Genomic DNA, 13100 nt, shown 5'->3' with positions numbered 1-13100 from the left:
CGTGAACGCGCTGCGACGCCTGGAAGCGGCCGTGATGTCGGGCCTCGCCGAAGTGCCGCTGGTGCGTGCCAGCGGCTGCGTGCGCGAGGTCGCACCGACCCATTTCCGCGTGACCGGCCTCTCCGCCCATCTGCGGCTCGGCGAATGCGTGGCCGTCGAGGCGGATGGCAAGCGGGTGATCGGCGAGGTGGTGCGGCTCGACGCGGACGGCGCCACGGTGAAACCGTTCGACGAACGCGTCGCGCTCGGCATGGGCGCGACCGCCTATAAGAGCGGGGCGCTGGCCTTCCGCCCCGATCCGAGCTGGAAGGGGCGGGTCATCAACGCGCTCGGCCAGCCGCTGGACGGGGCCGGTCCGCTCATCCTCGGCGATCTCGCCATGCCGCTCGACGCCGACCCGCCGGAGGCGATGAACCGCTCGCGCATCGACAAGCCGCTGCGCACCGGCGTGCGGGTGATCGACCTGTTCACCCCGCTCTGCGAAGGCCAGCGCATCGGCATCTTCGCCGGCTCGGGCGTCGGCAAGTCGACGCTGCTGTCGATGCTGGCGCGCTGCGAGGGCTTCGACACCGTCGTTGTCGCGCTGGTCGGCGAGCGCGGACGCGAGGTGCGCGAATTCCTCGAAGGCCCGCTCGCGCCCAATCGCCACCGCGCGGTCGTGGTGGTCGCCACCAGCGACGAAAGCCCGATGATGCGCCGCCTGGCCCCGCGCGCCGGCTTCGCGGTGGCCGAATATTTCCGCGACCGTGGCGACAGCGTGCTGCTGATCGTCGACAGCGTGACGCGCTACGCCCATGCCGCGCGCGACGTGGCGCTGGCCGCCGGGGAACCGGCGGTGGCGCGCGGCTATGCGCCGAGCGTGTTCAGCACCCTGCCGCGCCTGCTGGAGCGGGCGGGACCGGGGCGCGAGGGCACCGGCTCGATCTCGGCGGTGTTCTCCGTGCTGGTCGATGGCGACGACCATAATGACCCCGTCGCCGACGCCATACGCGGCACGCTGGACGGGCATATCGTGCTCGACCGCGCCATTGCCGATCAGGGCCGCTTCCCGGCGGTGAACGTGCTGCGCTCGGTCTCGCGCCTCGCCGACCTGGTCTGGACCTCGGAACAGCGCGATCTGGTCCGCCGCCTGCGCGGCCTCATCGCGCGCTTCGAGGACACCAAGGATCTGCGCCTCATGGGCGGCTACACGCCCGGCACCGATGCCGAGCTGGATCAGGCGGTGCTGCTGGTGCCGCGCATCTATGACGCGCTGCGCCAATATGCCGACGCCCCGCCCGGCGGCGACCCTTTCGCCGAACTCGCACAAGCCATTCGCGGCTAGGCCCGGTCCAGCCGCATCGCGAGGCGCCAGTTTCGCGCAAGCCAGAGCGGTTCAAATGCCGCACGTACAGTCAGGAGTGATGAGATGAGCCTTTACGGCATGATGCGCACGGGCGTTTCCGGTATGTCCGCGCAGTCGAACAAGCTCGGCACCATCGCCGACAACATCGCCAATTCGGGCACCGCCGGCTACAAGCGGGCCACCGCCGAGTTCTCGACCCTGCTGCTTCAGAGCGGCACCGGCGAGTATAATTCCGGCGCGGTGAACACCAATATCCGCCACGTCGTCAGCCAGCAGGGCGCGCTCAACTACACGACCTCGGCGACCGATCTGGCCATTCAGGGCAACGGCTTCTTCCTCGTCTCCGACCCGAACGGCACGCCCTATCTCAGCCGCGCCGGTTCCTTCACGGTGGACGCGGCGACCGGCAATCTGGTCAATGCCGGCGGCTTCACGCTGATGGGCTACGACATCACCGCGGGCGACCCCAATGTCGTGCTCAACGGCGCGGGCGGCCTGCAGGCCGTGAAGGTGGCGGATGTGCGCCTTGCCGCCAATCCCACCCGCACCGGCACTTTCGCCGCCAACCTGCCGTCGTCCGACGCGGTGGTGGCCGGCGATACGCCCGCCGACAATGCGGCGACCTCGACCTATTCGCAGAAGTCCTCGCTCGTGACCTTCGACAATCTCGGCAACGAGGTCACGCTCGACATCTTCCTGACCAAGGCCTCCGGCGCTCCCATCGAATGGGAGATGACGGTGTTCAACCGCGCCGATGCGCCGATCACGGGCGATTTCCCCTATGGCGCCGCCCCGCTCGCCACGCAGACGCTGGCCTTCGACAATCTCGGCAACCTGACCTCGGCGCCGACGTTCGCGCTCAACGTGCCGAACGGCCAGGCGCTGACGCTTGATCTCACCGGCATGACCCAGCTCGCCGACGGCTACACCCCGCTCTCGGCCACGGTCGACGGCAATGCGCCGTCCTCGGTCTCCGGCGTGGAAATCAATGCCGACGGCGTGGTCTCGGCGCTCGACCTGAACGGGCGCAAGTCCCCGCTCTACAAGATCCCGCTGGCCTTCGTGACCAGCCCGGACAATCTGAACCCGAAGGCCGGCAACGTCTTCGAGACCACCAATGAATCCGGTGCCATCCAGGTCGGCTTCGCCAATGCGGGCGGGCTCGGCACGATGATCTCCGGCGCCACCGAACGTTCCACGGTCGACATGGCGTCCGAACTTACCGAGATGATCGCCGCCCAGCGCGACTACACCGCCAATTCGAAGGTGTTCCAGACCGGTTCGGAACTGCTCGACGTCCTCATGAACCTGAAGCGGTGACGTCGTCATGAGCCTTTCGCTCGCCTTCAACAGTGCCCGATCGTCGCTGTTCAGCACGGCGTCGCAGATCGAGACCACCGCGCGCAACATTTCGGGCGCCGGCCAGGCCGGCACGTCCCGCAAGATCGCCGTCACCACGACCGTGGCGGAGGGCGGCGCGACCGTGGTCAGCGTCTCGCGGGCGAGCGACAACGCTCTTTACATGCGCATGCTCAGCGCCACCTCGCGCACCGCCGACCGACAGGCGGTGCTGGACGGGTTGCAGCGCCTCCAGACCACGGTCGGCGACCCGGAAGCGGATGCCTCGCCGGCGGCCCGGCTCGGCGCGCTCACCGATACGCTGGCGCAATATGCCAACGCACCGGACGAGCCGGCCATCGCCAGCGAGGTGGTGGTGAAGGCGCAGTATCTGGCGACCGCGCTCAACACCGCCGCCGACGCCGTCCATACCGTGCGCTCCGACACCGATACGTCGATGGCGCGCTCGGTCGCGCGGGTCAACGACCTGCTCGGCCAGTTCGAGATCGAGAACACCACGGTGGTGCGCGGCACCGCCCAGGGTGCCGACGTGACTGACGCGATGGACCGGCGCGACACCCTGCTCGCCTCGATCGCCGAGGAGATGGGCGTCACGACGATCAGTCGCGGCAACAACGACATGGTGATCTACACCGATGGCGGCACCACCCTGTTCGAGACGCGCCCGCGCACGGTGAGCTTCGAGACCACCCCGGTCTTCGCCGCCGGCATGGCCGGCCAGTCGGTGATGGTCGACGGCGTCAGCGTCACCGGCGACGGCGCCACCATGGCGCTGCGCTCGGGCCGGCTGGTCGGGCTTGCCGAGCTGCGCGACCGCACCGCCGTGGTGTTCGAATCCCAGCTCGACCAGATCGCGCAGGGGCTGATGAGCGCCTTTGCCGAGGTCGATCACACCGGCGGCGGGGCCCCCGACATGCCCGGCCTGTTCACCGACGGTTCCGGCGCCCTGCCGGGCACCGCGACCGGGGCGGCGAGCCGCATTCTGGTCAATGCGGCGGTCGATCCGGCGCAGGGCGGCACGCTCAACCTGCTGCGCGACGGCGGCATCAACGGCGCGGCCTACAGCGCCAACACGACCGGCGCGGCGAGCTTCGCGGACGAAATCCGCCGGCTTCAGGCGAGCGTTTCCGCGGTGCGCGCCTTCGATCCCGGTTCGGAGATCGGCAGTTCGGCGACCATGGCCGATTTCAGCACCGCCTCGGTCGGCTGGCTGGAGGGCGAGCGCAAGACCGTTGCGGCCACGGCGGAGAGCGAGACGGCCTTGCTCGCCCACGCCTCGGACGCGCTGTCCAACGCGACCGGCATCAACATGGACGACGAATATGCCCGCCAGCTTGAGCTGGAGCGCAGCTATCAGGCCTCGTCCAAGCTGATTGCCATCATCAACGACCTCTTCGACACCCTGCTGCGGGCGGCGGACTGACATCATGCGCACAAGCTTCATCTCCACCCAGACCCTGATGAATTCGCCGCGCAACGCCCTGCCTCGCCTTCAGGGCGAGCTGGCCACCGCGAGCAAGGAACTGACGACCGGCCGGCGCGCCGATCTCGGCCTCTCGCTCGGCGTCGGTACGGCGGAAAGCGTGCGGCTGCGCGCCGAGGTGGCGTCGATCCAGCGTTATGTCGACGGCAACTCCGCCATGTCGGCCCAGCTCGAACGCACCCAGGCGACGCTCGACGACATGCGCGTGCAGGCCGACAAGTTCCAGCAGATGCTCTCCGGCATCTCCGAGGCCGACGGCGCCTCCTCGGTTCTCCAGCAGCAGGCGGCGGGCTTTCGCGACGCGCTGACCTCGACGCTCAATCTCACCGACGGACGGCGCTTTCTGTTCGGCGGCATGAACAGCGGCCAGAAGCCGGTCGCGGCCTTCGACGAGGGGCCGGGCGCGGCGATCGCGGTGGCGTTCAACACCCGCTTCGGCTTCGATCCGTCCGACCCGGCGACCGGCTCCATCCCGGCGGCCGACCTGAAGGACTTCATCGACAACGAATTCGCCGCCTTCTTCGAGGAGCCGGGCTGGAGCGCCACCTGGTCGGACGCCTCCAGCACCAATCTGAACAGCGGGATCTCGGCGCTGGAGCGCATCGAGACGTCGGCCAACGCCAATGAACCAGCCATGCGCAAGCTTGCGATGGCATACACGATGGTATCGGCGCTGGGGACCGAGCACCTCAAGGGCTCGGCGCTGCAGATGGTGATGGAAACGGCGCGCTCGCTGACCGGCACGGGGACGAGCGAGCTGATCTCGATCAGCACGCGGCTCGGCACCTCGCAGAACCGCATCGAGGCCGCCAATTCGCTGATGGAGCGCGGTCTCGACGCCGTGAGCCGGCGCATCGACAAGCTTGAATCGGTGGATCCGGCGGAAGCCAAGACGAGGCTCGACATGGTCTCGACGCAGATCGAGATGAGCTACTCGCTGACTGCCCGAATACTGAAGATGTCCATCATGAACTACGTTTGATCGGAAGGGTCGTCACATGTATCGCTTCACCTATGCAGAAATACTGGGCGACTCGGGTGTCGAAGGACGCGAGGAAGAACGCCTCGCGCTCGACCACGCGCTCACCCTGCTGATCAAGGCCCAGGAAAACGGCCCTTCCTCTCCCGAGGCCGCGCAGGCGGTGCTCTATCTGCAGAAGCTCTGGGGCTTCCTCATCCGCGACCTGACCGACCCGCATAACGAGCTGGCGGAAACGCTGCGCGGCAACCTGATCTCGATCGGGCTGTGGGTCATCAGGGAAGCCGACCAGATCATCCAGGAGCGTTCCACCAATTTCTCCGGCCTCATCGAGGTCAACCGCTCCATTCGCGACGGCCTGATGTGAGGCATGTGACATGCTGATTTCGCTGAAACCCGGTGAACGTATCTTCCTCAACGGCGCGGTGATCCGCGTCGACCGCAAGGTGACCATCGAACTGCTCAACGACGTCGCCTTCCTGCTGGAAAGCCATGTCCTGCAGGTCGAGGACACCACCACGCCGATGCGCCAGCTTTATTTCGCGGTGCAGACGATGCTGATCGAGCCCCGCAAGGGCGCGGCGGCGCAGGCCGTGTTCAACGGGCAGCTCGCCGGGCTGATGACGAGCTTCACCAATGATGCGCTGGTTGCCGCGCTCGCCCAGGTCGGCGAGTTCGTGCAGGCCGGCCGCCTGTTCGAGGCGCTGCGGGCGATCCGCCGCCTGTTCATGATCGAAGCGGGCATTCTCGGCGCCGACGCGCCGAAAGCCGCGTGAGGAGAGGGCGATGACCCAGGTTAACCCGCTCAGCTCCGCCAGCACCGCCACGACCTCGGCTGCGGCCAAGCCGCAGACGCTCGATTACAGTGCCTTCCTGCAACTCCTCATCGCCCAGATGAAGAACCAGGACCCGACCGAGCCGATGGATTCGGCGCAGTATATGGGCCAGCTCGCCTCTTTCTCGCAGGTGGAGCAGAGCATGGCGGCGAACGCCAAGCTGGATTCCCTGCTGACCTCCTCCTCGCTGCAGATCGCCGATGCCGCCATCGGGCGCACCGTCACCAGCGCCGACGGCCTCGTCTCCGGCACGGTGACATCGGTGCGCATCGCCGCCGACGCGCCGATTGCCACGCTGGCCGACGGGCGCGAGCTTGCGCTCTCCTCGGGCGTGCGGATGTCCTGAGCGATGAACGAGGTCGACGCGCTCGATGTCGTTCAATCGGCGATCTGGACCATCATCATCGCTTCGGGGCCGGCCGTGGTCGCCGCCATGGCGGTGGGCATCGCCATCGCCCTGTTCCAGGCGCTGACGCAGATCCAGGAAGTCACGCTCACCTTCATCCCGAAGATCATCGCGGTGCTCGTCGTCTCCGCGCTGACCGCCACTTTCGTCGGCCAGCAGATCCTCGCCTTCACCGAGGAGGTCTATGGCCGCATCGGCACCGGATTCTGATGCGTCATGACCGATCTCAGCCTCGTTCCCGCCGCGCCTCAGCGCCAGTCCCGCCGCGATATCGGCTTCGCGCTCGGCGTCGTCGCGATCCTCGCGATCCTGTTTCTGCCGATCCCGCCCTTCCTGATCGATTTCGGCCTCGCGCTGTCGATCGCGGTGTCGGTGCTGATCCTGATGGTCTCGCTGTGGATTCAGAAGCCGCTTGAATTCTCCGCCTTCCCGACCGTGCTGCTGATCGCGACGCTCCTGCGCCTCGCGCTCGGCATCGCCACGACGCGCCTCATCCTGGCCCATGGCGCGGATGGCGTTCATTCGGCCGGCCACATCATCTCCGGCTTCTCGCAACTGGTGATGGGCGGCGATTTCGTCATCGGCATCGTGGTGTTCGTGATCCTGATCACGGTCAACTTCCTCGTCATCACCAAGGGCGCCACCCGCATCGCCGAGGTCGGCGCGCGCTTCACCCTCGACGCCATCCCCGGCAAGCAGATGGCGATCGACGCCGATCTCAATGCCGGCCTTATCGACGACAAGCAGGCCCAGCTCCGGCGCTCGGAACTGGAGGAGGAAAGCTCCTTCTTCGGCTCGATGGACGGCGCCTCGAAATTCGTGCGCGGCGAGGCCGTGGCCGGCCTCATCATCATCGCCGTCAATATTTTCGGCGGCATCATCATCGGCGTCACCCGGCACGGCCTGCCGCTCGGCGAGGCGGCGGACATCTTCACCCGGCTGTCGGTCGGCGACGGCCTGGTCTCGCAGATTCCCGCGCTGATCATCTCGCTGGCGGCCGGCCTGCTGGTTTCCAAGGGCGGCACGCGCGGTTCCACCGACAAGGCGGTGCTGGGGCAGCTCGGCGCCTATCCGCGCGCGCTCTATGTCGCCGCCAGCCTGCTGTTCTGCCTCGCTCTGGTGCCCGGCCTGCCTTTCCTCCCCTTTGCCGGGCTCGGCGCGGTCATGGCCTTCATCGGCTACCGGGTGCCTGTCCTGCTCGCCCGGCAGCAGGAGGCGCAGAGAGAGGTCGAGGCGGAACAGAAGCAGCTGGTCGATGCCGCCGCCAAGGATTCGGTGAGGGAGACGCTGCGGACGGCGGAAATCGAGATCGCCGTCGGCAAGCAACTGGCGACCGTGGTGCTGCGCAATCCCGGCGAGATGGCCCATCGCATCGGCAAGATGCGGCGCAAATTCGCCGAGCGTTACGGTTTCGTGGTCCCCGACATCAAGATCAGCGAAGCCCTTTCCGTGCCCGGCAAGGCCTATCAGATCCGCATGCACGGTACCGTGGTCGCCACCTTCGACATGCGCATCGGCGAGATCATGGTGGTGGTGGGCGAGGGCCCGCGCCCGGATGTGCCCGGCGACGAGGTGCGCGAGCCCGCTTTCGGCATGAAGGCCGTTTGGATTTCCGAAGCCTATGCGGCCGAGGTGAAGCGCGAGGGCTTCACCGCCATCGACGCGCTATCGGTGATGCTGACCCATGCCAGCGAAGTGGTCTCGAACAATCTGGCGCAGCTGCTCTCCTACAAGGACATGCGCTCGCTGCTGGACCGGCTCGATCCCGAGTACAAGCGGCTGATCGAGGATATCTGCCCGTCGCAGATCTCCTATTCCGGTCTCCAGGCGGTGCTGAAGCTGCTGCTGGCCGAGCGCGTCTCGATCCGCAACCTGCATCTGATCCTCGAAGCCATCGCCGAGATCGTGCCGCATGCGCGGCGCTCCGAGCAGGTGGTGGAGCATGTGCGCATGCGCATGGCCCAGCAGATCTGCGGCGATCTTTCCGATGGCGGCCGGCTCAACGTGCTGCGCCTTGGCGGCAAGTGGGATCTCACCTTCCATGAGAGCTTGAAGCGCGACGCCAAGGGCGAAGTGGCGGAGTTCGATATCGACCCCCGCCTCGTCGAGCAGTTCGGCGCCGAAGCCTCGGTGGCCATTCGCGACCGGATGAAGTCAGCGGGCAGCTTCGCCCTCGTCACCGCGCCCGACGCCCGGCCCTATGTGCGCATGATCATCGAGCGCATGTTCCCGGCGCTCCCCGTGCTCTCCCATGTCGAGATCGCCCGCGGCACGGACATACGCTCGCTGGGAGCCATTGCATGATGTCGCAGGCGGACGCGCTGGTCGTCCCCGGCTTCCTCGTCTTCTGCCGCATCGGCGCCTGCTTCATGCTGATGCCGGGCTTCGCCAGCGCGCGCCTGCCGATGAAGATCCGGCTGTTCCTCGCGCTGGGCGTCTCGCTGGCGCTGCTGCCGCTGCTGGAGGGGGCGGTCGTGCGCTCGCTCGCCGGGGCCGGGCTGCCGGACTTCCTGCTGGCCATCGCCGGCGAACTGGCGACCGGCGGCATCATCGGCCTGCTCGCCCGCATCTTCGTGCTCGCCTTGCAGGCGATGGCGACCGCCGCCGCCCAGTCGATCGGCCTCGCCATGCCGGCCGGCATCATGGTGGAAGACGAGCAGATGCCCGAGATCACCGTGCTGTTCAGCCTCAGCGCGACGGTGCTGATCTTCGTCACCGGCCAGCACTGGGAGATCATCAAGGCGCTGGTCGATTCCTATTCGCGCATCCCGCCGGCGCAGGCGATGAATGCGGGCGGCGTGCTGACCCAGGCGGTGGACCAGCTCTCCGCGACCTTCCTGCTGGCGCTGCGGCTGGCCAGCCCGTTCATGATCTATTCGGTCGTGGTCAATTTCGCCGTCGGCCTCACCAACAAGCTGACGCCGCAGATCCCCGTCTACTTCATCGCCATGCCCTTTGTGACGCTGGGCGGGCTGCTGCTGCTCTATGCGATCGCCGACGACATGCTCGCCATGTTCATCGCCGCCTTCGGCGTCTGGCTGAGGGGCGGCTGAGATGGTGGAGATGAAGGAACGTCTTGCCAAGCTGAAGCGGATCGAGGCGCTGCAGAGCCGCCTGAACCAGCGCGCGGATCACGAACTCATCCGCCTGCAGCGCAGCCTCGCCGATGCGCAAGCCAATCGCCGTGACGTGATGCAGGTGCTGAATGACGAGTGCCTGGCGCCGGTCGTCGTCGGCTTCGTCTCGCGTCGGCTCAAGGCGATCGATTCGGAGATCGGGCAGCTCACGGCCGCCATCGCGGCGCAGCAGGCCATTGCCCTGCGCGAGGCGATGCGGCTGAAGCGGGCCGAGCGTTCGACCGGCTCGGCGCGTGAGGCCTGCCGGGCGGAAGACGACCGCAAGGCGCTCGACGAGGCGCTTGAGAGTGCCCTGCTGCGGCGTGAAGCAAGCTTCCCACCAGCCTGATTTGCGAGCCTGCAAACGTCGAATTCCAGACGGTGCGGCACATGAGCATTCAACTTCCCTCGGACCTAATTCTCGACGTCGTCAAGGCGGCCGATCCGCAGAAGTCGCAGGCCATGGCCACCCGGCTGCGGCAGGCTTCCGCGGCGGCGCCGACCACCGCGTCCACCACGGCGCTGAGCTTTGACGACGCTCTTTCGGAGACCGCGCCGGCCATCGCGCCGGCCGCCATCCCGATGGAGGGCCGCAGCCCGCTCGCCGCCTCCTCCTCGCTCGCCCTGCGCAACGCGACCGCTCTTTCCGAGAAGTCGTCGGGCGCCACCCCGGAAGCTTATCGCCGCTTCGAGGCGATGGTGCTCTCGGGCTTTGTCGACTCGATCCTGCCCGAAGCCAATGCGGCGCTGTTCGGCGCCGGCACGGCCGGCCAGGTCTGGCGCTCCATGCTGGCCGAGCGCATCGCCAACGAGGTCGCCAAATCCGGCGGCGTCGGCCTTGCCGAGCGCATCGCCGGCAGCGCCTCCACCGGCGCCGCTCACGCGGCCGCCAATGCCGCCGGGCTTTCCGGCCTCAATGGCGGGGTGCGCACATGAGCGCGATGACCTTCCACGAACCCCAGATCTGCGCCGCGGCGCTTCTTCTCGGCGGTCTGCTTGACCGGCTGGAGGACGCCGTCGAGCAGGAGAACGAGGCGCTGCATCTGCGCCTGCCGATCGATCTGGAAGAGATTACCCGGCGCAAGAGCCGCAGCCTGCTGGAACTCAGCCGGGCCGCGCGGGCGCTGCCGGCGGCGCTTGACGGCACGACGCTGGAGCGGCTCGCCCAGCTTCGCGGCAAGCTGCTGCGCAACCAGGAACTTCTCGGCCTGCATCTGTCGGCCGCGCAGGAGGTCGCCTCCATCCTCGGCACCGCGCTGCGCGATGCGGAGTCGGACGGCACCTACTCGATCTCCCTTGCGACACGGTACGGCGCGTGATGGTCAAGGTGCTGCTGATCGGCCTGTGGGTCTGCGTCGTGACGCTGCTCTCGAGCTATGGCGGCGCCTATTGGGTCGCGGGAACGGCGGCCAAGCAAGAGGACGAGCCTTACCTCGCCGGGCTCGAATATCGCCGGCTCGACGCGATCAACGTGCCGATGATCCTGGACGGCGGCGTGCGCGGCTATGTCGTGCTCAAGCTCGTCTACACCGCCGACGCCGGCACGCTGCGTCAGATCACGGTGGATCCGCAGGTCTTTGTCATCAATGCGGCCTTCGACGAGATCTACATGAACGGCCGCGTCGAATTCGGCAAGCTGTCCAAATACAACCTTGCCGATATGCTGGCGAGCATCAAGAAACGCGCCAATGAAAAACTCAATGGCGATGTTGTTCAGGAAGTTCTCGTCGACTCTGTGAACTATATCGACAAGAGCGAAATCAGAGCACTGGTCGATCGCTCCGGTTCCAAACCGAAAGCCGGCCCGAAAACGACGTCCAACGGCAAAGCCGAACCCGCAACTCACTAATGATAATAGTGGAATCCGCCAGATGAAGATCACCGGCAAAATATACGCGATCGTCGCGGTGCTTGGCTTGTCGACGCTCGCCGTCGGTGGGCTCGCTCTCTACGCCCTGAACGCCGAGGACAGGCTCGCCAACGAGCTGGACCGCTACTCCCAGCGGGCCTTTCTGGCCGAGCGCATGAACGGCCTCATCAGCGCCGTGGTCATGGACGCGCGCGGCACCTACATGGCGGACAGCGTGGAGAAGGCCAAGCCCTTCGCGGCTGGCATGATGAAGACGCTGGACCAGCTCGGCGCGACCGTGAAGCAGGCCAAGGCCGTCACCTCCGACGCGGACGATCTCGGCCTCACCGAGGTTGCCGCCGATCTCGACAAGTTCTTCGCCTTCCGCAAGGAAACCGCCCGCCTCGCCGTCGAGGACGGGCCGAAGGCCGCCAACGAGCAGGGCAACAACGAGGCGAACCGCGCCAACCGCAAGGCGCTGCAGGCCTCGCTCAACACCCATGTGGAACAGGTCCGTTCGCATCTCGAACCGCTCCGCCAGGAAGCGGCCGACATGGGCGTCTGGGCGGCCCAGATGATCATCGTGACGACCGCCCTCGGCCTCGTGATCGGCATCGGCGCGGCGCTGTTCATCGGCGTGTTCACCCTCAGCCGCCCAGTGCGCCGCGTCAGCGAGACGCTGAAGTCGGTTGCGGGCGGCAAGCTCGATGTCGATGTGGAAGCCAATCCCGGCACCGACGAGATCGGCGACCTGTGGCGCTCCACCGCCGATCTTCTCGGCACCATCCGCGAAGCCGAGGCCCTGCGCTCGGAACAGGCCGCCTCGGCGGAGCGGGCCGAGGTCGAGAAGCGCGCCGCGATGCGCGAGCTCGCCGAGCAGTTCGACAGCGAGGTTTCGGGCGTCGTGCGCTCGGTGGCCGCGGCCGTCAGCCAGCTTGAGCAGTCGGCGGCGAGCATGAGCACTTCGGCGGACGAGACCAGCCGCCAGTCCACCGTCGTTGCCGCGGCGGCCGAACAGGCCACCAGCAATGTGCAGATCGCCGCCTCGGCGGCCGAGGAACTGGCCGCGTCGGTCCGTGAGATCGGCCATCAGGTCTCTACCGCCGCCAAGATCGCCGGCGAGGCGACCGACCAGGCGACCGGTACCGCCGAAGTGGTGCGCGGCCTCGCCGCCAGCGCCCAGCGCATCGGCCAGGTGGTCAACCTCATCACCGACATCGCCTCGCAGACCAACCTTCTCGCCCTCAACGCCACCATCGAGGCGGCGCGGGCGGGCGAGGCGGGCCGCGGCTTCGCGGTGGTCGCCATGGAAGTGAAGACGCTCGCCGAGCAGACCTCTAAGGCCACCGACGAAATCTCCTCGCAGATCGCCGCCGTGCAGGGCGCGACCAACGACGTCGTCAAGGCGATCGAGGGTATCTCCGGCACGATCCGGCGCATCGACGAGATCTCCGGCGCCATCGCCACGTCCATCGACGAGCAGGGTGCCGCGACAGGCGAGATCGCCCAGAACGTGCACCAAGCGGCGCAGGGGACTCAGGAAGTCTCTTCCAGCATCACCACGGTGAGTTCTGCTGCTGCCGATACCGGCCGTGTCTCCAACGAGATCGTCCGTTCCGCGGCGGATCTGTCCGCGCAGGCTGGCCGCCTGCGTACCCAGGTCGACACCTTCATCCAGCGTGTCCGCGCGGCCTGATCAATCGCCGCCGGCGTCTCTTCGCCGGCGG

15 protein-coding genes are annotated in these 13100 nt (G+C 67.3%); all 15 read left to right on the top strand.

Annotated features, from left to right (window positions below; translation table 11 throughout):
* Position 1 precedes the first annotated feature (1 nt).
* On the top strand, positions 2-1324 hold the full coding sequence (gene fliI, locus KIP89_RS19515) for a flagellar protein export ATPase FliI (protein WP_213757274.1): 1323 nt from the start codon (positions 2-4) through the stop codon (positions 1322-1324).
* Positions 1325-1408: 84 nt separating this feature from the next.
* On the top strand, positions 1409-2665 hold the full coding sequence (locus KIP89_RS19510) for a flagellar hook protein FlgE (RefSeq protein WP_213757273.1): 1257 nt from the start codon (positions 1409-1411) through the stop codon (positions 2663-2665).
* 7 nt (positions 2666-2672) lie between these two features.
* Complete coding sequence (gene flgK, locus KIP89_RS19505) at positions 2673-4127, top strand: flagellar hook-associated protein FlgK (RefSeq protein WP_213757272.1); 1455 nt, start codon at positions 2673-2675, stop codon at positions 4125-4127.
* A 4-nt stretch (positions 4128-4131) separates the two neighbouring features.
* Positions 4132-5169, top strand: a complete 1038-nt coding sequence (locus KIP89_RS19500) for a flagellar hook-associated family protein (RefSeq protein WP_213757271.1) — start codon at positions 4132-4134, stop codon at positions 5167-5169.
* A gap of 16 nt (positions 5170-5185) precedes the next feature.
* Positions 5186-5533, top strand: coding sequence for a flagellar biosynthesis regulator FlaF (gene flaF / locus KIP89_RS19495; protein WP_213757270.1), 348 nt, complete (start codon positions 5186-5188; stop codon positions 5531-5533).
* 10 nt (positions 5534-5543) lie between these two features.
* A complete protein-coding gene (gene flbT, locus KIP89_RS19490; RefSeq protein ID WP_213757269.1) occupies positions 5544-5942 on the top strand; it encodes a flagellar biosynthesis repressor FlbT in 399 nt (132 codons plus the stop codon).
* Positions 5943-5952: 10 nt separating this feature from the next.
* On the top strand, positions 5953-6348 hold the full coding sequence (flgD, locus tag KIP89_RS19485; protein ID WP_213757268.1) for a flagellar hook assembly protein FlgD: 396 nt from the start codon (positions 5953-5955) through the stop codon (positions 6346-6348).
* 3 nt (positions 6349-6351) lie between these two features.
* Complete coding sequence (fliQ, locus tag KIP89_RS19480; protein ID WP_213757267.1) at positions 6352-6618, top strand: flagellar biosynthesis protein FliQ; 267 nt, start codon at positions 6352-6354, stop codon at positions 6616-6618.
* Between the two features lie 6 nt (positions 6619-6624).
* Positions 6625-8712 (top strand): flagellar biosynthesis protein FlhA, encoded by a 2088-nt coding sequence (gene flhA / locus KIP89_RS19475; protein ID WP_213757266.1) that lies wholly within the window; start codon positions 6625-6627, stop codon positions 8710-8712.
* Positions 8709-9461, top strand: a complete 753-nt coding sequence (locus tag KIP89_RS19470) for a flagellar biosynthetic protein FliR (protein ID WP_213757265.1) — start codon at positions 8709-8711, stop codon at positions 9459-9461. Before flhA ends, KIP89_RS19470 begins: the two co-directional genes overlap by 4 nt.
* 10 nt (positions 9462-9471) lie before the next feature.
* Positions 9472-9873, top strand: a complete 402-nt coding sequence (locus KIP89_RS19465) for a hypothetical protein (RefSeq protein ID WP_213757264.1) — start codon at positions 9472-9474, stop codon at positions 9871-9873.
* A 41-nt stretch (positions 9874-9914) separates the two neighbouring features.
* Entirely contained in the window at positions 9915-10460 is a 546-nt protein-coding gene (locus KIP89_RS19460; RefSeq protein WP_213757263.1) for a rod-binding protein, read from the top strand.
* Complete coding sequence (locus KIP89_RS19455; RefSeq protein WP_250152677.1) at positions 10457-10843, top strand: hypothetical protein; 387 nt, start codon at positions 10457-10459, stop codon at positions 10841-10843. Before KIP89_RS19460 ends, KIP89_RS19455 begins: the two co-directional genes overlap by 4 nt.
* Entirely contained in the window at positions 10843-11373 is a 531-nt protein-coding gene (locus KIP89_RS19450) for a hypothetical protein (protein WP_213757262.1), read from the top strand. Before KIP89_RS19455 ends, KIP89_RS19450 begins: the two co-directional genes overlap by 1 nt.
* A gap of 22 nt (positions 11374-11395) precedes the next feature.
* Positions 11396-13069, top strand: a complete 1674-nt coding sequence (locus tag KIP89_RS19445) for a methyl-accepting chemotaxis protein (RefSeq protein WP_213757261.1) — start codon at positions 11396-11398, stop codon at positions 13067-13069.
* The last annotated feature ends 31 nt before the right edge of the window (positions 13070-13100 follow it).

The sequence above is a fragment of the Ancylobacter radicis genome (assembly GCF_018449475.1).
GTDB classification, from domain to species: domain Bacteria; phylum Pseudomonadota; class Alphaproteobacteria; order Rhizobiales; family Xanthobacteraceae; genus Ancylobacter; species Ancylobacter radicis.
This window is presented reverse-complemented; position numbering and strand designations above follow the sequence as displayed.